The following is a 20,061-nucleotide window of genomic DNA, read 5'->3' on the forward strand; positions in this document are numbered from 1 at the left end:
ATGCTGACGGTCAAAGACGTAAATCTGCACTATGGCGCAGCGCAGGCTCTGCGCGGCGTGAATATCCAGGCGGAAATGGGCAAGATCACATGCGTTCTCGGTCGCAACGGGGTCGGCAAGACCTCGCTGTTGCGGGCAGTCACCGGCCAGCATCCGACCAGCGCCGGTGAAATTGCCTTTGATGGTAAGACGCTTGACGGCATGGCACCCTATGCGCGCGCCAAGCAGGGCATCGGCTTCGTGCCACAGGGGCGCGAGATCTTTCCGCTCTTGACGGTGCGGGAAAATCTGGAAACGGGCTATGCGCCGCTGAAGCGCGCCGACCGCTCAATCCCGGATGACATTTTCAATCTGTTTCCGGTGTTGCGATCCATGCTGTCGCGGCGTGGCGGTGATCTTTCCGGTGGTCAGCAGCAGCAATTGGCGATCGGCCGGGCGATGGTCACGCGTCCGAAAATCATGGTGCTCGATGAGCCGACGGAAGGCATTCAGCCATCCATCATCAAGGATATTGGCCGGGCACTGCAATATCTGCGCGATTCCACCGGCATGGCGATCTTGCTCGTTGAGCAGTATCTAGACTTCTGCCGTGAGCTGGCTGACTATGTTTACATCATGGATCGCGGCGAGATTGTGCATCAGGGGACGGCGGAAACGCTGGATACGGAGGAGGCGCGCCGCCATCTGACGGTTTGATGCGCCGCGTTTGTCAAATTGGTGTAAAACTTGCTTTCTATTCGTCGGAACTGCTTTTGAATGACTTGCGGCATTGACGAGGAATGAAACCATGGTCTTGAGGGACGCGCTTGCGCCGGTGCATCAGCGCGCAAAAGGTGCGGGACGTTTGGCGGTGAAACGGTCGGGAGACCGCACCCGCATCGATACGCTGTTTCAGGAAGGCTGCGGCAAGATACGAATGCCGGACTCTTTCGATGCATCCCTTGAGGCCGTGCTGATCAACACATCCGGCGGTTTGACTGGCGGCGACCGGATGACGTGGGAGATCGAGGCGGGTGCTGACACCGATCTTGTGGTGACCACGCAGGCCTGCGAAAAGATATACAAGGCCAGCAGCGGCGTTGCCGAGGTGGAAACGCAGTTGCGGGTGGGCGATGGCGCGAAGCTCGCCTGGCTGCCGCAGGAAACCATTCTCTATGACAATGGCCATCTGACGCGGCGGCTGGATGTCGATCTGGCAAAGGACGCCGAATTTGTCGGTGTTGAAGCTGTGATACTCGGACGGACGGCTATGGGTGAAGCCGTGGAGCGGGGGCTCTTCCGTGATCGATGGCGGGTGCGTCGCGAGGGGCGTCTCTTGCATGCAGAAGAGATGCGTCTTGATGGCGATCTCTCCGCCTTGACGGCGGTGGGCGCGGTTCTCGGCGGGGACATAGCTTTTGCGACCCTCATTTATTGTGGTGCCTATGCCGATGCCCATTTGCCTAAAATTCGGGCATTGGTGGAGAAGGCAGGCGGCGGGGCGAGCCATTGGGATGGCAAGCTTCTCGTGCGCATGACGGCAAAAGACGGTTTTGAATTGAGAAAACTGCTGATTCCGGTCATTTCGGTCTTGCGCAACGGTGCGTCAGTCCCGAAAGTCTGGACTCTGTGAGGGAAGAATAACGGGCGAAACATGATCCTGACACCACGTGAAAAAGACAAGCTTCTGATTTCCATGGCAGCCATGGTGGCGCGCCGCCGGCTGGAGCGGGGCGTGAAACTGAACCATCCCGAAGCCATCGCGCTGATCACCGACTTTGTGGTGGAAGGGGCGCGTGACGGGCGTGCTGTCGCTGATCTCATGGAGGCGGGCGCGCATGTGATTACCCGCGATCAGGTGATGGAAGGTGTCGCCGAAATGATCCATGATGTGCAGGTGGAAGCGACGTTCCCGGATGGAACGAAGCTCGTCACCGTGCATGAACCCATCCGTTAAACGCCCAGGAGATTGTTGAATGATTCCCGGTGAAGTGATTGCCGCAGAGGGCGAGATCGAACTCAATGCAGGGCTTGAGGCCATACAGATCGATGTTTCGAATTCCGGCGACCGGCCGGTTCAGGTCGGGTCTCATTATCATTTTTTCGAGACCAATCCCGGCTTGAAATTCGAGCGCGAAAAAGCGCGCGGCATGCGGCTGGATATTCCGGCTGGCACTGCGGTTCGCTTCGAGCCCGGACAGACCCGCACAGTGAGCCTCATTCCCATGCAGGGCAAACGTGAGGTTTATGGCTTCCGTCAGGATGTGATGGGCAAACTTTGAGGAGTTTTCGCATGAAGATGCGTCTTGCCTTCTTCCCGCTTTTGGCTTGCCTTGCCCTTTCAGCGCCAGCTTATGGCGACGATGACGATGACGGCTTCAAGTGCAATCCGGACGGCAATCAGCAGGAGTTGAACACCTGCGCCTATGACGATTGGGAAAAGGCGGACGAAGAGCTGAATGCCGTTTACAAGGATGCCGTTGCTTTTGCCAAGAAAGAGGATGCTTTTTTCGACGACAATCCCTCAATGAAGGGAGCGCTCGAAGCCTTGAAAAAGGGGCAGCGTGCCTGGATCGATTACCGCGACGGAACCTGCGATCTTGAAGGCTTCAATGCACGTGGTGGTTCCATGGAACCGCTGTTGATCTTCAGCTGTCAGGCGGAACTGACGCGCAAGCGCACGCGCGAACTGAAAGAGATCATGGCCTGGCCTGAGGAACTGCCTGCTGACGAAGAGAGCAAGTAAGGGATGGGGCAGCGGATTGCGATATTCGGCAATGGTGCGCTGGGGCAGGCGGCGATGCTTGCCTATGAGGTCGATCTGGTGATCCGCTTCAATGATTGCCGCTCGGCCGGCGCAGATGCGAAGCGAACCGATGTCGTTGCCGTGTGCAACACCGGGCGACCGGCGAAAGCCATGGTTCTCAATGCTGCATGGCGCGAAAGTGAGGCGGTGCGCGCGGCCAAAGAGATTTACTGTGTGCGTCCGCCCGAGCGCTACGAGCGCATGCGCGCAAGCCTTGCCATAACGCACCCGGAGCTTGACGATTTCTGCGACGACTATACCGAGGCATTCGAAGCCTTCGCGCGCGAAACCGGAAAGACGTTCAGGACTGGCTCACTCGAACTGCACCAACGGTTGGAAGATGAGCTCACCCAGCTGGGTGCTGCAAATTTCGTATCACCTTCCAGTGGTCTGCTTTTGATGGCCGATGTACTGGAAAACCGGGCTCAGCCCGGCGATGACGTCGTTCTTGGCGGGTTCTCGCATGAGGGGTGGGATCTGCACCCCTGGGATGCCGAACGGCGCTGGGTCGATGCCCATGCGGCCAATGGGCGTCTGCGGCGCGCCGATCCTTTCTATCCTATTCCCACGTATCAGGAGCCCGAAATCCATGCCCTATAAGATGTCCCGCGCAGCCTATGCCGGAATGTTCGGCCCGACCACCGGCGACAAGGTGCGGCTTGCCGATACGGAGCTGTTTATCGAGGTCGAGAAGGATTTCACGACCTATGGCTCTGAGGTGAAATTCGGTGGCGGCAAGGTTATCCGCGACGGCATGGGCCAGAGCCAGGTGACATGCGCCGATGGTGCGGTCGATACGGTGATCACCAATGCGCTGATCGTTGACCATTGGGGCATTGTGAAAGCCGATATCGGTCTGAAAGACGGGCGCATTGTTGCAATCGGCAAGGCGGGCAACCCCGATACGCAGCCGGACGTCGATATTATCGTCGGCCCCGGCACCGAGGCGATTGCCGCAGAAGGCAAGATCATTACGGCTGGCGGCATGGATGCGCATATACACTTCATCTGCCCGCAGCAGATTGAAGACGCGTTGATGAGCGGGCTGACCACGATGCTCGGCGGTGGCACGGGACCGGCCCATGGCACGCTTGCCACCACCTGCACGCCCGGCCCATGGCACATTGCCCGCATGATCGAGGCAGCTGACGCCTTCCCGATGAACCTTGCCTTTGCCGGCAAGGGAAATGCCTCGCTGCCCGGCGCGTTGAAGGAAATGGTTCTCGGTGGTGCTTCCTCGCTGAAGCTGCATGAGGACTGGGGGACGACGCCGGCTGCCATTGATTGCTGCCTGTCGGTTGCCGATGATTACGATGTGCAGGTGATGATCCACACAGACACGCTGAATGAAAGCGGCTTCGTGGAAGACACGGTTGGCGCACTCAAAGGCCGCACTATCCATGCCTTCCACACGGAGGGGGCAGGCGGCGGGCATGCGCCGGACATCATCAAGGTTTGCGGGCAATCCAATGTGATCCCGTCTTCCACCAACCCGACACGACCCTACACGCAGAACACGATTGCCGAGCATCTCGACATGCTGATGGTGTGCCACCACCTTTCGGCATCCATTCCTGAAGATATCGCTTTTGCCGAAAGCCGCATCCGCAAGGAAACGATTGCGGCGGAAGATATTCTGCACGACATGGGTGCCTTCTCCATTATCTCCTCCGACAGCCAGGCCATGGGGCGTGTCGGCGAGGTTGCGATCCGCACATGGCAGACCGCCGACAAGATGAAAAAGCAGCGAGGTCGCCTGCCGGAAGAAAGCGGCGACAATGATAATTTCCGCGTGAAGCGCTATATCGCCAAATACACGATCAACCCGGCCATCGCGCATGGTATCAGCCATGAGATTGGCTCGGTGGAAGTGGGCAAACGCGCCGATCTGGTCATGTGGTCGCCGGCTTTCTTCGGTGTAAAACCGGATATGGTGCTGCTTGGCGGAACGATTGCTGCGGCCCCCATGGGTGATCCGAACGCGTCGATCCCGACACCGCAGCCGGTGCACTATCGTCATATGTTCGGAGCCTATGGCAAGGCACGCACGAATTGCTCTGTGACCTTCGTTTCGCAGGCCTCGCTGGATGCCGGGCTTGCCGGCAAACTCGGTGTGGCCAAGGAACTGGTGGCGGTGAAGAATACGCGCGGCGGCATTGGAAAAGCCTCGATGATCCACAATGCGCTGATGCCGCAGATCGAGGTCGACCCGGAAACCTATGAGGTGCGGGCCAATGGCGAGTTGCTGACCTGCGAACCGGCAACCGTGTTGCCGATGGCTCAGCGGTATTTCTTGTTCTGAGCCTCAAGAAGCGATGGCCCGCCTGAGCACTTTCTTGCGCTTCGGCATGGTTCTTGTCGGGCTCGTTGTTCTGGCCGGGCTGGCGGGGATGTTGATCCCGCGGCCCTTTCAGTTTGCAGGCGGTGCGGGTGAAGCGGGCGGTGGTCTGGAAATACTGGTTATCTCCAACCCCATCCATACGGACATTGCTATTCCTGTAACGGACGAAACGAAGGCGTATTTCGCAGATTTGCGCGACGCCGGGGTTCTCATCGATCATCCAGCGGCTGAGTGGATCGTCTTCGGTTGGGGCGGGCGGTCCTTTTATCTGGAAACGCCGACATGGTCGGAATTGAAGCCCATGCCTGTGATGCGCGCGCTGACTCTTGATCGCTCCGTGATGCATGTTGATGTTGCGGGTCAAATCGACATTGCCTCGCCTGCTGTGCAAAGCTTTCGTATCAGCACAAGCGGGTATAAGGCCTTGCTGGCGCGTATCCGGGAGAGTTTTGTGCTTGAACGCGGAGTGCCGGTCCTCGTTGAAGGCGCGGGCTATGGGTTTTCCGATCAGTTTTTCGAAGCGCACGGTTCATTCAATGCATTGATCGGCTGCAATACCTGGACGGCGCATGCCCTGAGATCGGCTGGCTTGCGGACTGGATGGTGGAACCCATTGCCATTTTCGCTTTCGACGTCATTGCGTTTGTTCAATTGACCTGCCCGGCAATTGCGCTCTAAATCGCCGTATTCGTCTATTCGTTTTCGAGGCTCTCATGATCGCCTGGTCACTTTTCATTCCCGCCTGCTTTCTTCTCAACATCGTGCCGGGGCCAAACAATATGCTGGCCTTTTCCAATGGGGCGCGTCTTGGTGTGCAGCGTGCGTTTTTGGGCGGCATGGGGCGCATGCCGGCATTTGCCTTTCTGATTTTTCTGACGGTGGTGGGGCTCGGCGCATTGCTGGCGGCGTCGTCTGATGCGCTGGGCGTTATTCGCATTGCCGGTGCGATTTACCTCGTCTATGTCGGCGTCAAGATTTTCCTCAGCGCGCGCAAACTGGCTGAGGCGCAGTCGCGTGATGATGGCATTGGTGCCCTCATGCGGCGCGATTTCACCATTGCGATCGCCAATCCAAAAGCGATTGCAGTCTTCACAGCCTTCTTTCCGCAGTTTCTCGATCCGAGTGCTGCTGCCTGGCCGCAACTCTTGGCCATGGGTGCGGCATTCCTTGCCATGGAGGTCGTTGCCGTGTTGCTTTACGTTCTCGGCGGAAAGCTGTTGAGCAGGCTGATCAAATCAGATGGCGTCTTTGTCCTGCTCAATCGGGCTGTTGGCGCGGCTTTGGTGGCGGCTGGCGGCTCCATGGCCTTGTCCAAACAATAGCCGCACCGGCTATGTCGCCGCCCATTTTTCCGGTTTCCACATCTGTATACATTTCAGGACTGGATGGCCTGCGCCATAAATGCTAGTTCCTGGTTGCATTGCACAATATCAATCTTATCTAAGAGTGGTCCTCCCAAGACTTGACTCGAATAAAGGAGAATTCACATGCTAGGCAGACGTGTCCCAGACGTAACGTTCCGCACACGCGTTCGCGACGAGTCCATTGAAGGACCGAATCCGTTCCGCTGGCAGGAAATGACCTCTGACGACTATTTCAAGGGCAAGAAGGTTGTTCTCTTCTCTTTGCCGGGCGCTTTCACGCCCACGTGCTCGACCTACCAGCTGCCCGACTTCGAGAAGCTTTTTCCCGAATTTCAGGCTGAAGGCATTGATGAAATCTACTGCATCTCCGTCAATGATGCGTTCGTGATGAATGCCTGGGGCAAGAGCCAGAACCTTGAAAACGTGAAGCTTATTCCCGATGGTTCCGGCGAATTCACCCGCAAGATGGGCATGCTCGTTGCCAAGGACAATCTCGGTTTCGGTATGCGTTCGTGGCGCTATGCCGCCGTTATCAACGACGGCTTTGTGGAACAGTGGTTCGAAGAAGAAGGCTTCTCCGACAACTGCGATACCGATCCCTATGGCGTTTCTTCGCCGCAGAACATTCTGGAAAAGCTGACTGAAAAGAAGGCTGCTTAACAGACCATCGCTTGCGAATTGCATTCAGCCCCGGTGTCGCGCCGGGGCTTTTTGTTTGCCGGTAAGACGGACGATTGTTCCTACGTCAAACGCCGTAATTCGTTCCCTTGAAAACGCTTGATTTTTTGCGGTGCAGCGTGTTTGCTTGCTTCTCACCCTGGGGGAAGCATGATCTACGCAACATCGGTCCTGAGGCCTGACGATGCGCCCGGCGAATTGTTCGGTCGGGTGACACTTGCGCATGATGAGCGCCATCTTCGGCGCAAGCTGCTGCATCTTGAAGACGGGCGCATGGTGATGCTCGACTTGAAGGAGGCGGTGATGCTGGCCGGCGGCGATGTGCTGGCGCTCGACAATGGCGGGCATGTTCTGATCGACGCCAAGCCGGAAGCGTTGATGGAGGTTCGTGCACGCGACGGTTTGCACCTCATTGAACTGGCCTGGCATCTCGGCAATCGCCACCTTGCCGCGCAAGTTGAAAAGGACCGTATTCTGATTCTGCGCGACCACGTTATCCGCGATATGCTGGAGCGCCTTGGCGCATCCGTTTGCGATGTCGAGGAACCCTTCCAGCCGGTCCGCGGCGCTTATCACTCACAGGCACATGGGCATGGGCATCATCACCACGATTGAGCCTACAGATCCGGCTGCGCTCGTGCGGTTGATGACATGGCTTTCTCCCGCGTTTCCGGTGGGCGCATTCGCTTATTCGGGTGGATTGGAGAAGGTCATTGAGGACGGGCGTGTCTTAGACGGGTCTACGCTCAATGATTGGCTCGCGAGCCTGTTAAGCCATGGTTTTCTAAAGACGGATGCTATTTTATTCTCCCTCAGTTATCGTGCCGGCGATAGCGGGACATTGATAGAGCTGAGTAATCTCGCAGCAGCCCTGGCGGGGTCTGCAGAGCGGCAAAAGGAAACCATGGCGCTCGGTGGCGCGTTCCTGACGGCGGCCTCAGCCTGGCCGTGCCAGGCTGTCGATTGGCTGGGTGCGCGTGCGGCGTATCCCGTGGCGGCGGGTGCCGTGGCGGGCTCCCACAATGTCGGCCTTGAAGCGGCGCTTTCGGCCTATCTGCATGCGGCAATCAGCCAGCTTGTTTCGGTCGCCATTCGTTGCGGTGTGATTGGGCAAAGCCAGGGGGTCGGCCTGCTGGCGAGCCTTGAAAAGCCTATTCTGGAAGCCGCATCTACGGCTTGCGGTGCTACGTTGGATGATCTTGGCAGCGCAACCATTCGGGCCGATATTGCCTCCATGCGGCATGAGACGCAGGTGACACGGCTTTTCCGTTCGTGATCGAAATTGAAAGAAACAGGGTGAATGTGATGGCATCGGCAAATGGGCCTTTACGCGTGGGGATAGGAGGGCCTGTCGGCTCCGGCAAGACGGCTTTGACGGCTGCGCTCTGCAAGGCAATGAGCAAGGATTATTCGGTCGCGGTGGTCACAAATGACATTTACACCAAGGAAGACGCCGATGCGCTGGTGCGCATGCAGGCTCTGCCGTCCGAGCGTATTTCAGGCGTGGAAACGGGCGGCTGTCCGCACACGGCCATTCGCGAGGATGCATCGATCAATCTGCAGGCGATTGCCGAACTCAACGAAAGGTTTCCCGATCTCGACGTCGTTTTCATCGAGTCGGGCGGCGACAACCTGGCGGCAACCTTTTCACCCGATCTGGCCGATCTGACGATCTATGTGATTTCCGTCTGTCAGGGCGAGGAAATTCCACGCAAGGGCGGGCCGGGTATCACCCGATCAGACCTGCTGGTGATCAACAAGGCGGATCTGGCGCCCTATGTCGAAGTCGATCTTACCGTCATGGAGCGTGATGCGCGCAAGCAGCGCCTCGAGAAGCCATTCCTCTTCACCAATATGAAGAAGGCGGAAGGTGCAGAGTCAGTGATCGAATTCTTGAAAATGCAAGGTGGTCTCTAGACTGTTTCAGTTTTTGACTGAAACAGTCTACATTTTTTCGCTCACGCCAATTGCGCTTTGCGCAATGCTCCACTGGGGCGGCGCATGAGCGCCGGGCCACGCTTGTGGCCTTGAGCGCTTCAGTTAAGAGCTGAACCGCTCTAACGCTGCGAAAGAGACCACCCCGCCGGCCGCACCAGTCCCCGTGAAGACAGGTTTTCAAAAACGTCGCAATGCGCTGACGTCGTTAATCTCGATAACGCGTCCATGGACGGAAACGCCCGCCGATTTCAGCGATGAGAAAGCTCGCGACAAAGCCTCCGGCGCGAGGCCGAGCTTGCCTGCCAAAAGGCTCTTCTGGAAAGGCAGGCGGAAGCGGGCTGATTGCGCGCTTTCAGGGCAGTGCTTGAGGATGAAGTTTGCCACCCGCTGCGGCGCAGTGTGGAGACGATCATCGGCGACGCATTCCAGTGCATTTTTCAAATTGCACGAAAGCGTGGTCATTAATGCAAAAGCAATTTCCGGGCTTTCAGTCACCAGCTTGCGCACGCTTTCGGTTTCGAAGCGGGCGAGCGTAATCCCTTCGGCGGCCTGTGCGTTGAAGCCGTAGGCATCGGAATTGAAGATTCCGGTTTCGGCAAAGGTATCGCCGGGCCCATAGACCGCGATATCCGCCTCACGGCCTTCACGGTTGAGACGATAGGCGCGCACGAAGCCGGTCAGCACTGTGTAAAAATATTCCGGGCTGTCACCTTCGCGGAAGATGAGGTCCTTGGCTTCAAAAGACGACACGGCCACATGCTCTATGACCTTGCTGAAGCCTTGCTGGCTCATCCCCTTGAACAAAGGTGAGGTCGCCAGAATATCTCGGTCACGACCGTTCAATTTCAGGATCTTGTTCACCACCGTTGGCCTCCGCGCCCCGAACGTTTACCGCTGTGAAACAGCATTTCATGGGGAGCAGTCATACCCCGCACTTGGCAATTGAGGTTTGATCGAAATCAAAACGCAGCGCACAAAGAAAAAAGCCGGGCTGGGGGCCCGGCTTTTCTCGTTGTTTCTGGCAGTTTTATTCGGCGGCCAGTGAATTGAGGTTCACGACATTTGAACCTTTCTTCTTGCCCTCGAGCTTGCTGATGCGCTCTTCAAGCGAGTCGACACTCCTGGCGGTGTGGAGCACGGTTTCCTGCAGCTCTTCGCCGCTCAATTCCACATCATCCTCATCCTTCTTGCCGATGAAGCGGCCAAATATCCAGCCGAGGCCGCGCGAGAGATCGTCCATGATAAGGAAGAATGCCGGTACCACCACAAGGCTGAGCACGGTCGATACGATAATGCCACCGATAACGGCTATGGCCATCGGGGAGCGGAACGAACCACCTTCGCCAACGCCCAGTGCAGAGGGCAGCATGCCCGCCGACATGGCAATCGAGGTCATGACGATCGGACGCGCACGCTTGCGCCCAGCTTCGACCATCGCCTGCAGACGGGGCATGCCCTGGTTGCGCATTTCGATGGCGAAGTCGATCAACAGGATCGCGTTCTTCGTCACAATGCCCATCAGCATGAGGATACCGATCAGCACCGGCATGGAGAGCGCATTGTTGGTGATGATCAGGGCTGCAGCCACGCCACCAATTGCCAGCGGCAACGACAGCAGGATGGTGAAAGGCTGAATAACGTCCTTGAAGAGCAGGATCAGCACCATCAGCACCAGAAGCAAACCAAGGATCATGGCGTTGACGAAGCTTTGCTGCATCTCGGCCTGGATCTTGGCATCACCGCTTTCAACGAAGCGAACGCCTTCGGGCAGATTGGATTTGGCGGCCTGGAAGCGAGCCGTTGCGGTATCAAGCGCAACACCACGCGGCAGGTCAGCGCCAATGGTCACCACGCGGTTCCGGTCCTGCCGCTTGATGGTGGCGGGCCCTTCCGCATAGTAGATTTTCGCAACGCTGGAGAGCGGCACGGAGGCGCCCGTATTGGTTCTCACCCGCAGCGATTTGATGGCTGCCGGATCCTTGCGCATGTTCGTGCTGAGCATCACGCGAATGGGGATCTGACGACCGTCAAGCGACATCTTTGCAAGCGATGCATCCGTGTCACCGATTGTGGCCACGCGGACGGTTTCCGAGATCTGCTGAACCGTAATGCCCAGGCGGGCGATCAGGTCATCGTTGGGCTCAATGCGCAACTCGGAACGGGGCAGGGCTCCTTCAGAGGAAACGTTGGCAAGAAGAGGTTCCTTGCGCAGCGTCGATTCCATGATGGCCGTGCCCTCGTTCAGCTTTTCGTCGGTATCGGCAAGCAGGCTGAAGGAGAGGTCGCGTTCACCACGGTCATTGAGTTTGAGAAGGCGAATATCGGGAATGTCGGCAAGCTTGGAGAAGACTTCCGCCTCGATATCCCACTGCGGCCGGGTGCGCCCTTCCGTCTTGACCTTGGGCAGATATGGCCCGATCAGGGGGATGCTTCCGCCCAGATCATTGACGAGCGCCGTCGCGAGCGAGGATTCCTTGTGTTCGAGCAACAGTGTCACCGATGCGCGGCTGATGGCCAGATCGCCCTTTGGTGAAGAACCGCCCAGCACGAACACATCCTTTACCCCGTTTATGTCTTTCACGCGGTTGTAAATCTCTGTCGTCGTCTCGCCGGTTTCTTCCAAAGAGGCATTGGGCGGCAGCTCCAGCGAAAGGATGATGCGGCCTGCATCTTCCGGCGGCATGAAGCTGCCGGGAACCTGCATCAACAGCATCACTGAGGCGACGAGGAAGCCGATGGCCCCAAGCAGTGTCGCAAAGCGTGAATACCAATGACCCGTGGTTGTGCGCACGACCTTCGTATAGGCCCGCATGATCCAGCCGTCGGCGGCTTCGTGGTCTTCAGCGATATCGCCTGCCTTCATCAGATAGGCGGCCATCATGGGCGTTATCAATCGCGCCACCATGAGCGAGAAGAACACCGAGAAGGCCACCGTCAAGCCGAACTGGATGAAGTACTGGCCGGGAATGCCGGGCATGAAGGAAACCGGGGCGAACACGGCGATAATCGTGAAGGTGGTGGCAATCACTGCAAGACCAATTTCATCGGCCGCCTCAATGGCTGCACGATAAGGCGTCTTGCCCATATGGATATGCCGGGCAATGTTTTCGATTTCCACGATCGCGTCGTCCACGAGGATACCGGTCGCCAGCGTCAAGGCCAGGAAGCTGACGAGGTTGAGCGAGAAGCCCATCATATCCATGATCCAGAACGTGGGGATCGCGGAAAGCGGCAGGGCCACAGCGGCAATCAGCGTTGCGCGCCAATTGCGAAGGAAAAGGAACACCACGATAACAGCCAGAATCGCACCTTCAATCAGGGTGTGAATGGCGGCTTCGTAGTTGCCGTAGGTAAAGTATACGGCATCGTCGATCAGCTTGATGTTGACATTGGGGTGTGCAGCACGCAGGTCCTTGAGAGCTTCGGTCACACCTTCCGCAACGGTGACTTCACTGGCACCCTTCGAGCGGAAGACGGCAAATGTCACGACGGGGTCACCATCGAAGCGCGAGAAGGATTTCTGCTCCTCGTAGGTATCCTTGATCGTGCCGAGATCGGCAAGTTTCACAAACCGTCCCGAACCGAGTGAGATGGTGGTGTTTGCCAGCCGCTCAACCGAGTGAGCATCACCAAGCGTGCGGATCGTCTGTTCGCCACCGCCGATCTGGCTTCGACCCGAACCGATGTCCACATTGGTCAGGCGGAGCTGGGCGTTCACGTCGGAGGCTGAAATGCCAAACGACTTGAGCTTGAGCGGGTCGAGCGAAATGCGCACCTCACGGTCCGCGCCGCCAAAGCGGTCAATACGGCCGACACCCGGCTGGCCCTGCAGAGCGCGCTTGACCGTATCGTCCACAAACCATGACAACTCTTCAAGCGTCATGTTGGGGGAGGACACGGCATAGGTCTGGATTGCCTGACCTTCAACGTCGATCTTTGAAACAGTCGGTTCGTCGATGGAGGCAGGCAGAGAGGTCCGGATGCGGTCGACGGCATCCTTCACATCCTGAAGCGCCTGATTGGTTACCACATCCACGTCGAAGAGAATAACGGTTTGCGAGGAGCCATCACTGATGGTCGAGTTGATCGTGTCGACCCCGTTGATGCCTGCAACGGCATCTTCGACTTCCTTCGTCACCTGGCTTTCCAGATCGCTCGGTGTCGCACCGCTTTGCGTTACGGTAACCGCGATAACAGGTACGTCAATATTCGGAAAACGGGTGATCGGCAGCGAATAGAAAGACTGGATGCCCAAGACCAAGAGAAGGAAGAACGCCAGGAGCGGCGCGACGGGATTCCTGATTGCCCATGCGGAAAAGTTCATATCCTAGACCCTATCTAGTTCGTTGCCTGGTCAAGATCGCGCACCGGATTGATCCTGTCGCCATCGCGCACATAAGCGCCCGCTTTTGCAATAACCTCGTCACCGGCCTGGAGCCCACTGGTGATTTCGATGTAATCGCCATCCTGAATGCCGGTCTCCACTGTCGTCAACTTGACGACGCCATCTTCAACCTTGCGGGCCATGTTTTCGCCGTCTTCGCTCGTGACAGCGGTGAGCGGGAGGGACGGTGCAGAATGCTCGTCGATCGTGATGGAGGCCTGGGCGTACATTCCCGAGCGGGCTTCATCCGGGTTGAGAATGTCAATGAGCACCGAGCCCAGACGGGTTGTCGGGTCAACGGTCGGTTCAACGCGCGCGACCTTGCCATCCACCGGCTTCACGTTTGCCGTGGTGGTGATCTTGACATTCTGACCCTTCTTGACCTTCAGCACATCGCTTTCGGCAAGATCAGCCTTAAGTTGAAGTTTGCCGTCGCGGATGATGGTAAAGAGCGGCTGGGCGCCGGCACCCACCGCAATCGCGCCGATTTTTGCGTTTCGCGCCGAGATCACGCCACTGGCAGTGGCTTTGACTTCAGCGCGGGCAAGCTTCAGATCGATTTCGGCAATCTGTGTATCGATCACCTTCATGTCTGCGTCGTTGCTCTTGAGTGCTTCTTCAGAGGCTGTCTGCTGCGCCAGCGCAGCATCGGCCGCGGCCTTTGCCTGGTCGGCCTGGGCGGTGGAGACGGTTCCGCTTTTGACAAGCTTGGCGAGCCGCTCGCTCTGGCGCACGGCTTCTGCGGTGTTGGCCTTCACCTGGGCAAGTTGCGCTTCAAGCTGGGCGCGGGTCGCCGCAACTTTGGCCTTGTTGGCCTCAAGCTGACCCTTCTGGAGAATGAGCGTATCGGTCGACAGAACGGCAAGCACATCGCCTTCCTTGACCGTGTCGCCCACGTCAACATTCAGTGTCTTGATCGGCTGGCCGTCTACCAGCGGAAGCACGAAGACCTCTTCGGCAGGCTGGATTGTGCCAGAGGCGACAACCCGATCGACAAGGTCGCGAACCTCAACGGGGGTGACGATAATCGCAGGCAGAGAAACCTTCGGCTCAGCGCCTTCGGTGTCGGCAGCCAGACTCGGCGATGCGGCGGCTGTCATCAAAAAAAGCGCGCAAATTACCCGTAGTTTGTTTCTTGTCATTTCCCGACTTTCTGAACTTTAAACCCTGCCGCCGCGACAAATCGCAGCGATGCCCCTCCAGATGCCGCGCAAACTCACATTGCGGCGAATTGGGCTGCATGTGGTGGTCACACTAGAGAAGCGCAAGTATGCCCCTGCAAAATCTAAATAAGTGTAACCTTTTGCACTGCACAATACAACGATCCCTGATATCGTCTAGTACGAAAGTTTTGAGATTTGGTTCAAAGAAAAACGCGCGGAAGAGAATTTCCGCGCGTTCTGACGTTCAATCTTTCGAGATGGCTTACTTGACAGCTTCGTCCGTGATGTCGTGTGTCCACGCACCTTCGGGCTTCTTGGTGATGATGCCTTGGTCCAGAACGGCCTTTTCCGTCCGCTCGTAAGCGGCTTCATCCAGCACGCCGGTGGCGTCGCCCAGCAACTTGGCCACTTCGCCCATCATGTAGACCTGATGTTCCTTTGTTTGGGCACCGGTTGTATCGTTGTCGAGCACGATGTCAGCGGCTTCTTCCGGATTTTCCTTGGCATAGGCCCAGCCCTTCATTGACGCGCGCACGAACTTCACCATGTTTTCCTTGAAGGCCGGGTCGGCAAGCTTGTCTTCAAGAACATAAAGGCCGTCTTCGAGGAGGTTGGCGTCCATGTCGGTGTAGTTGAAGACAGTCAGCTTATCGAGCGTGTAACCAGCGTCGATGGCCTGGCCGAGTTCGTTATAGGTCATGACGTGGATGCAGTCGGCCTGCTTCTGGATCAGCGGCTGAACGTCGAAGCTCTGCTGCAGAACCTTCACATCTTCGGGACCCTCACCAGCGGTCAAGCCTTCGCGGTTCATGAGGGCGAAGAAGGGAACTTCGTTGCCGTAGAACCAGACGCCAATCGTGTGGCCCTTGAAGTCGGCAACGGTTTTGATCGGTCCATCAGCCGGGCAAATGATTTCAAGGCCTGCTGCCTGATAAGGCTGTGCAATATTGACCAGCGGCACGCCTTTTTCGCGCGCTGCAAGGGCCGCGCCCATCCAGTCGACGATCACGTCGGCGCCGCCGCCTGCAATCACCTGTTCAGGCGCGATGTTGGGGCCGCCAGGCTTGATTTCCACATCAAGGCCTTCTTCTTCATAGAAGCCCTTGTCCTTAGCAACGTAATAACCGGCAAACTGCGCCTGGGTGACCCATTTCAGCTGCAGCGTCACATCTGCCGCGTGGGCGGCAAAAGCCGAGAGCGCAACCGCGCTTGCGGCGAGAAGCGATGTCATTGTCTTTTTCATCTGTTCAACCCTCTTTCGTTTTTTATCCCCGTCCCCCACGGACGGATGGATGCCAGAACGTGACCTTACGCTCGATCAGCGCAACGATCCCGTAAAACAGCGATCCTGCAATGGCGGCGGCCAAAATTTCCGCCCAAACCATTGCAGTGTTCATTCGGCCCATTTCGACCGAAATGCGAAAGCCCATGCCATAGGATGGCGAGCCAAAAAATTCTGCCACAATGGCGCCGATCATTGCGAGCGTGGAATTGATCTTCAATGCGTTGAAAATGAAGGGCCAGGCCGCTGGCAGGCGCAGCCGTGTCATCGTTTGCCACCAGCTTGCGGCATAGGTGCGCATGAGGTCGCGCTCCATGTGGCCGCTGGCATTGAGACCGGCTATGGTGTTCACCAGTTGTGGGAAGAAGACCATGGTGACAATGACGGCCGCCTTGGAATGCCAGTCAAAGCCGAACCACATGACCATGATCGGGGCAAGGCCGACAATGGGGAGGGCGGAGATGAGGTTTCCGAGCGGCAGAAGGCCGTTTTTCAGGAAAGTCGACCGGTCGATCAGGAGTGCCAGGCCAATACCCGCGCCGCAACCGATCACATAGCCGGTCAACACTTCCATGAAGAAGGTCTGCTGAAAATCGAGCCAGATTGTAGGCAGGGAGGAAAATGCCGTGGCAATGATCTTCGAAGGGGCAGGCAGAAGGATTTCCGGCACCCCGAAACCGCGGGTGATGAGTTCCCAGAGAACGAGCAGGGTTATGCCGAAAATGGCGGGAACCGCAAGGTCGATATTGCGCGCGGATGCCGGTCCGGACGGTTGGATGCGCACGAGATATTCGTTGAGCAACCAGGAGGCTGCCCATATGCCGACGATGAGAAAGAGGATCACCAGGTTCATACTCTAGCCTCCGGTTTCACGCCCATCAGGCGGTTGACGACGCGCTCGGTTGCACCGACTGCAAAAACCAGGGCGCCAGCCAGGAAGGCGGAAACGAAGAGCGCCGACCAGATCTGGATCGTCTGCCCGTAATAGGAACCGGAGAGCAGGCGTGCGCCGAGTCCGGCAACCGCACCTGTCGGCAATTCACCTACAATGGCCCCGATCAACGAAATTGCAACGCCGACCTTAAGCGATGCAAAGAGGAAGGGAACAGAGGCTGGAAAGCGCAGCTTCCAGAAAATCTGGGTCTTGTTGGCATTATAGGTATGCATCAGATCAAGCTGAATGACCTCCGGCGAGCGCAACCCCTTCACCATGCCGACAACCACGGGGAAGAAGGAAAGGTAGGTGGAGATCAGTGCTTTGGGCAACAGGCCGGAAATGCCGATGGCGTTCAAAACCACGATCAGCATCGGGGCGACAGCGAGAATGGGAATTGTCTGGCTGGCAATCACCCAGGGCATAAGCGACTTGTCCATGGCCTTGTTGTGCACGATGCCAACGGCCAACAGGATGCCAGTGGCCGTGCCGATTGCAAAACCCAGCAATGTCGCAGAGAGCGTCACCCATGCATGATAGACAAGGCTGCGCTTGGAGGTCACCTTCATCTCTGCCGTCGTTTTCCAGATTTCCACGCCGATCTGATCGGGGGTTGGCAAAAGCGGCTTCTTGAGCGTGAAGGACTTCATCCATAGCTCGCTGCTCGTCAGGTTTTCGCCTTTCAACTCAGCTTCGTTGACCGCTACGGAGCGGTTCATGAAGAGTGCGGCGACGTACCAGAGCGCGATGATAACGATCAAAACTGCAACAACTGGCCAGACCCTTGTGCGCAAAGTTTCAGTCATCATAGCTATGCCCTGCGGCAAGGCCCTCGCGAACACGGTGGGCGATTGCCAGGAATTCAGGTGTTTCGCGGATGTCGAGCGGACGTTCGCGGGGTAGGGTGGACTCGATGATATCGGTCACACGACCGGGGCGCGGGCTCATCACCACGATCTTGGTGGAAAGATAGACGGCTTCGGGAATGGAGTGGGTGACGAAGCAGATGGTCTTGTTGGTGCGCGCCCAGAGTTCCAGAAGCTGCTGGTTCAAGTGGTCGCGGACGATTTCGTCGAGCGCGCCGAAAGGTTCGTCCATCAGCAAAAGATCGGCATCGAAGGCCAAGGCGCGGGCAATCGATGCACGCTGCTGCATGCCGCCGGAAAGCTGCCAGGGGAATTTCTTCTCAAACCCTGTGAGGTTCACCAGTTCCATGGTGCGGGCAATGCGCGCCTGTTGCTCCTGGGCAGAATAGCCCATGATTTCCAGCGGCAGGGCGATGTTCTTTTCAATGGTGCGCCAGGGATAAAGGGCTGCGGCCTGGAAGACGTAGCCATAAGCGCGATTCTTGCGGGCGTCCTCCGGCGTTGTCCCGTTGACGCGCAATTCGCCTTCGGTTGCCTTCTCCAGATCGGCAATGGCGCGCAGGAAGGTGGTCTTGCCGCAGCCGGAAGGACCGATGAAGGAGACGAAGTCGCCTTTCTTCACTTCAAGGTTCACGCCGGTCAGCGCAACGACTGGCCCGTCATTGGTTTGAAACGTGAGGCCGAGATTTTTCGCCGAAACGACGCTTGACTGATTTTCCGCCATATTTACCCAGTTGATTTTTCAAATTGTTCCCGGGCGTTTTCGCCTCTTTTTTGATGGGACGCATGTTCACCTCAGCCGCTTATTCAGCGCAAGAGGAAAAGCGAGCCGCGCATTCTTTCCAAGGCGCGGCTCGCATGTTGAAGTTTAGACGCCTGACGCAGGAATGCCGCTGCGCTGCACCTTCCGGGGCGCGGTGACTTCCTTCCAGGTGGAGAGGGCCGAGGAGACCGCCGGGAAGGGGTCGCGGGCAACAAATTCGCCGTGGCCTTCGCGGGTCTTCACCGTTGATTCCTCGATTGCTACGTAGCCGCGGGTCAGCGTGTAACGCGGCAGGCCCTTCACCTCCTTGCCTTCGAAGACGTTGTAGTCGATGGCCGACTGCTGGTTGGAGCCGGAGATTGTCTTTTCGCGGTTCGGGTCCCAGACAACGATATCGGCGTCAGCGCCCACAAGAATTGCGCCCTTCCTCGGATAGATGTTGAGGATCTTGGCAATATTCGTGGAGGTGACGGCCACGAACTCGTTCATGGTGATGCGGCCAGTTGCAACGCCGTAGGTCCACAGCATCGGCAGGCGGTCTTCGAGGCCACCGGTACCGTTCGGGATCTTGGTGAAGTCGCCAACACCGTAGCGCTTCTGTTCGGTGGTGAAAGCGCAGTGGTCGGTGGCAACCACCTGCAGCGAACCGGCAGACAAGCCAGCCCAGAGCGAATCCTGATGCTTCTTGTCACGGAAGGGGGGCGACATGACGCGACGTGCGGCATGGTCCCAATCGGCATTCTTGTATTCTGAATCGTCGAGCGTGAGATGCTGGATCAGCGGCTCGCCGTAAACGCGCATGCCGTTCTGGCGGGCGCGGCGGATGGCTTCGTGCGCCTCATCGCAGGAGGTGTGCACCACATAAAGCGGCACGCCCGCCATATCGGCGATGATGATGGCGCGGTTGGTGGCTTCGCCTTCAACAGAGGTCGGACGCGAATAGGCATGACCTTCGGGGCCGTTATTGCCTTCGGCGAGAAGCTTGGCCTGCATCTGCGCGACGATATCGCCGTTTTCGGCGTGAACCAGCGGCATGGCGCCAAGCGCTGCACAACGCTGGAAGGATGAGAACATCTCGTCGTCATCCACCATCAGCGCGCCCTTATAGGCCATGAAGTGCTTGAAGGTGTTGATACCCTTCTCTTTTACGATGGTTTCCATCTCGTTGAAAACCTGCTCGCCCCACCAGGTGATTGCCATATGGAAGGAATAATCCGCATTGGCGCGGGTGGACTTGTTGTCCCAGCGCTTCAGGGCATCCAGAAGAGACTGGTTCGGATCAGGCAGGCAGAAATCGACAACCATGGTCGTGCCGCCGGCAAGACCTGCGCGCGTGCCGCTTTCGAAGTCGTCTGAGGAGTAAGTGCCCATGAAGGGCATTTCCAGGTGAACGTGCGGATCAATGCCGCCCGGCATCACATAGCAGCCGGTCGCATCCAGTGTTTCGTCGCCGGAAAGGTTCGGCCCGATCTCGACAATCTTGCCGCCTTCGATCTTGACGTCGGCTTTGTACGTGAGGTCGGCGGTAACGATGGTGCCGCCCTTGATGACTTTGCTGCTCAT

General features: G+C 57.6%; 21 protein-coding genes. 13 read left to right on the plus strand and 8 right to left on the minus strand.

Translation table 11 applies throughout. The features are described 5' to 3' along the window. The 13 genes from urtE (at position 1) to ureG (ending at position 9,085) form a co-directional block, all read left to right on the plus strand. On the plus strand, positions 1-696 hold the full coding sequence (gene urtE / locus NHF56_RS03685; protein WP_252801664.1) for an urea ABC transporter ATP-binding subunit UrtE: 696 nt from the start codon (positions 1-3) through the stop codon (positions 694-696). 91 nt (positions 697-787) lie between these two features. Beyond that, positions 788-1,612, plus strand: a complete 825-nt coding sequence (locus NHF56_RS03690; RefSeq protein ID WP_252801666.1) for an urease accessory protein UreD — start codon at positions 788-790, stop codon at positions 1,610-1,612. A gap of 21 nt (positions 1,613-1,633) precedes the next feature. Then, complete coding sequence (locus tag NHF56_RS03695) at positions 1,634-1,936, plus strand: urease subunit gamma (RefSeq protein ID WP_252801668.1); 303 nt, start codon at positions 1,634-1,636, stop codon at positions 1,934-1,936. 19 nt (positions 1,937-1,955) lie between these two features. After that, positions 1,956-2,261 carry an urease subunit beta gene (locus NHF56_RS03700; RefSeq protein ID WP_252801670.1) on the plus strand — a complete coding sequence of 102 codons (306 nt, stop codon included), beginning with the start codon at positions 1,956-1,958 and terminating at the stop codon, positions 2,259-2,261. A gap of 17 nt (positions 2,262-2,278) precedes the next feature. Beyond that, a complete protein-coding gene (locus NHF56_RS03705; protein WP_373456285.1) occupies positions 2,279-2,725 on the plus strand; it encodes a lysozyme inhibitor LprI family protein in 447 nt (148 codons plus the stop codon). Between the two features lie 3 nt (positions 2,726-2,728). After that, complete coding sequence (locus NHF56_RS03710; RefSeq protein WP_252801675.1) at positions 2,729-3,385, plus strand: Urease operon accessory protein; 657 nt, start codon at positions 2,729-2,731, stop codon at positions 3,383-3,385. Beyond that, complete coding sequence (gene ureC, locus NHF56_RS03715) at positions 3,375-5,087, plus strand: urease subunit alpha (protein WP_252801676.1); 1,713 nt, start codon at positions 3,375-3,377, stop codon at positions 5,085-5,087. The genes NHF56_RS03710 and ureC overlap by 11 nt, the downstream gene beginning before the upstream one ends. A gap of 13 nt (positions 5,088-5,100) precedes the next feature. Further along, a complete protein-coding gene (locus tag NHF56_RS03720; protein ID WP_252801678.1) occupies positions 5,101-5,781 on the plus strand; it encodes a TIGR02117 family protein in 681 nt (226 codons plus the stop codon). Between the two features lie 58 nt (positions 5,782-5,839). Further along, positions 5,840-6,448 carry a LysE family translocator gene (locus NHF56_RS03725; RefSeq protein WP_252801680.1) on the plus strand — a complete coding sequence of 203 codons (609 nt, stop codon included), beginning with the start codon at positions 5,840-5,842 and terminating at the stop codon, positions 6,446-6,448. 165 nt (positions 6,449-6,613) lie between these two features. After that, on the plus strand, positions 6,614-7,150 hold the full coding sequence (locus tag NHF56_RS03730; protein ID WP_252801682.1) for a peroxiredoxin: 537 nt from the start codon (positions 6,614-6,616) through the stop codon (positions 7,148-7,150). Positions 7,151-7,318: 168 nt separating this feature from the next. Then, positions 7,319-7,783: an urease accessory protein UreE gene (locus NHF56_RS03735; RefSeq protein ID WP_252801684.1), complete on the plus strand. Its 465-nt coding sequence runs from the start codon at positions 7,319-7,321 to the stop codon at positions 7,781-7,783. After that, on the plus strand, positions 7,761-8,444 hold the full coding sequence (locus NHF56_RS03740; protein WP_252801686.1) for an urease accessory protein UreF: 684 nt from the start codon (positions 7,761-7,763) through the stop codon (positions 8,442-8,444). Before NHF56_RS03735 ends, NHF56_RS03740 begins: the two co-directional genes overlap by 23 nt. Positions 8,445-8,473: 29 nt before the next feature. Then, positions 8,474-9,085 (plus strand): urease accessory protein UreG, encoded by a 612-nt coding sequence (gene ureG / locus NHF56_RS03745; RefSeq protein ID WP_252801690.1) that lies wholly within the window; start codon positions 8,474-8,476, stop codon positions 9,083-9,085. A 198-nt stretch (positions 9,086-9,283) separates the two neighbouring features. On the opposite strand, the gene NHF56_RS03750 is transcribed toward ureG, so the two are convergent. The 8 genes from NHF56_RS03750 to hydA all read right to left on the minus strand — a co-directional run bounded on the left by NHF56_RS03750 (position 9,284) and on the right by hydA (position 20,061). Next, complete coding sequence (locus NHF56_RS03750; protein ID WP_252801692.1) at positions 9,284-9,970, minus strand: cyclic nucleotide-binding domain-containing protein; 687 nt, start codon at positions 9,968-9,970, stop codon at positions 9,284-9,286. Between the two features lie 163 nt (positions 9,971-10,133). After that, positions 10,134-13,430 carry an efflux RND transporter permease subunit gene (locus tag NHF56_RS03755; protein ID WP_252801694.1) on the minus strand — a complete coding sequence of 1,099 codons (3,297 nt, stop codon included), beginning with the start codon at positions 13,428-13,430 and terminating at the stop codon, positions 10,134-10,136. 14 nt (positions 13,431-13,444) lie between these two features. After that, on the minus strand, positions 13,445-14,590 hold the full coding sequence (locus NHF56_RS03760; RefSeq protein ID WP_252801696.1) for an efflux RND transporter periplasmic adaptor subunit: 1,146 nt from the start codon (positions 14,588-14,590) through the stop codon (positions 13,445-13,447). Positions 14,591-14,915: 325 nt separating this feature from the next. Continuing rightward, positions 14,916-15,896 (minus strand): ABC transporter substrate-binding protein, encoded by a 981-nt coding sequence (locus tag NHF56_RS03765; RefSeq protein WP_252801699.1) that lies wholly within the window; start codon positions 15,894-15,896, stop codon positions 14,916-14,918. 22 nt (positions 15,897-15,918) lie between these two features. Continuing rightward, positions 15,919-16,788 (minus strand): ABC transporter permease, encoded by an 870-nt coding sequence (locus NHF56_RS03770; protein WP_252801701.1) that lies wholly within the window; start codon positions 16,786-16,788, stop codon positions 15,919-15,921. Continuing rightward, positions 16,785-17,678, minus strand: a complete 894-nt coding sequence (locus tag NHF56_RS03775) for an ABC transporter permease (protein ID WP_252801703.1) — start codon at positions 17,676-17,678, stop codon at positions 16,785-16,787. The genes NHF56_RS03770 and NHF56_RS03775 overlap by 4 nt, the downstream gene beginning before the upstream one ends. Continuing rightward, entirely contained in the window at positions 17,668-18,459 is a 792-nt protein-coding gene (locus NHF56_RS03780; protein ID WP_252801705.1) for an ABC transporter ATP-binding protein, read from the minus strand. The genes NHF56_RS03775 and NHF56_RS03780 overlap by 11 nt, the downstream gene beginning before the upstream one ends. A gap of 144 nt (positions 18,460-18,603) precedes the next feature. Beyond that, positions 18,604-20,061 carry a dihydropyrimidinase gene (gene hydA / locus NHF56_RS03785; protein ID WP_252801706.1) on the minus strand — a complete coding sequence of 486 codons (1,458 nt, stop codon included), beginning with the start codon at positions 20,059-20,061 and terminating at the stop codon, positions 18,604-18,606.

It is taken from the genome of Rhizobium sp. L1K21 (assembly GCF_024055895.1).
Lineage (GTDB): Bacteria > Pseudomonadota > Alphaproteobacteria > Rhizobiales > Rhizobiaceae > Ensifer_A.

Coding starts and splice junctions, on each gene's coding strand:
- urtE (WP_252801664.1), top strand. CDS start 1: ATGCTGACGGTCAAAGACGTAAATCTGCACTATGGCGCAGCGCAGGCT.
- NHF56_RS03690 (WP_252801666.1), top strand. CDS start 788: ATGGTCTTGAGGGACGCGCTTGCGCCGGTGCATCAGCGCGCAAAAGGT.
- NHF56_RS03695 (WP_252801668.1), top strand. CDS start 1,634: ATGATCCTGACACCACGTGAAAAAGACAAGCTTCTGATTTCCATGGCA.
- NHF56_RS03700 (WP_252801670.1), top strand. CDS start 1,956: ATGATTCCCGGTGAAGTGATTGCCGCAGAGGGCGAGATCGAACTCAAT.
- NHF56_RS03705 (WP_373456285.1), top strand. CDS start 2,279: ATGCGTCTTGCCTTCTTCCCGCTTTTGGCTTGCCTTGCCCTTTCAGCG.
- NHF56_RS03710 (WP_252801675.1), top strand. CDS start 2,729: ATGGGGCAGCGGATTGCGATATTCGGCAATGGTGCGCTGGGGCAGGCG.
- ureC (WP_252801676.1), top strand. CDS start 3,375: ATGCCCTATAAGATGTCCCGCGCAGCCTATGCCGGAATGTTCGGCCCG.
- NHF56_RS03720 (WP_252801678.1), top strand. CDS start 5,101: ATGGCCCGCCTGAGCACTTTCTTGCGCTTCGGCATGGTTCTTGTCGGG.
- NHF56_RS03725 (WP_252801680.1), top strand. CDS start 5,840: ATGATCGCCTGGTCACTTTTCATTCCCGCCTGCTTTCTTCTCAACATC.
- NHF56_RS03730 (WP_252801682.1), top strand. CDS start 6,614: ATGCTAGGCAGACGTGTCCCAGACGTAACGTTCCGCACACGCGTTCGC.
- NHF56_RS03735 (WP_252801684.1), top strand. CDS start 7,319: ATGATCTACGCAACATCGGTCCTGAGGCCTGACGATGCGCCCGGCGAA.
- NHF56_RS03740 (WP_252801686.1), top strand. CDS start 7,761: ATGGGCATCATCACCACGATTGAGCCTACAGATCCGGCTGCGCTCGTG.
- ureG (WP_252801690.1), top strand. CDS start 8,474: ATGGCATCGGCAAATGGGCCTTTACGCGTGGGGATAGGAGGGCCTGTC.
- NHF56_RS03755 (WP_252801694.1), bottom strand. CDS start 13,430: ATGAACTTTTCCGCATGGGCAATCAGGAATCCCGTCGCGCCGCTCCTG.
- NHF56_RS03760 (WP_252801696.1), bottom strand. CDS start 14,590: ATGACAGCCGCCGCATCGCCGAGTCTGGCTGCCGACACCGAAGGCGCT.
- NHF56_RS03765 (WP_252801699.1), bottom strand. CDS start 15,896: ATGAAAAAGACAATGACATCGCTTCTCGCCGCAAGCGCGGTTGCGCTC.
- NHF56_RS03770 (WP_252801701.1), bottom strand. CDS start 16,788: ATGAACCTGGTGATCCTCTTTCTCATCGTCGGCATATGGGCAGCCTCC.
- NHF56_RS03775 (WP_252801703.1), bottom strand. CDS start 17,678: ATGATGACTGAAACTTTGCGCACAAGGGTCTGGCCAGTTGTTGCAGTT.
- NHF56_RS03780 (WP_252801705.1), bottom strand. CDS start 18,459: ATGGCGGAAAATCAGTCAAGCGTCGTTTCGGCGAAAAATCTCGGCCTC.
- hydA (WP_252801706.1), bottom strand. CDS start 20,061: ATGAGCAGCAAAGTCATCAAGGGCGGCACCATCGTTACCGCCGACCTC.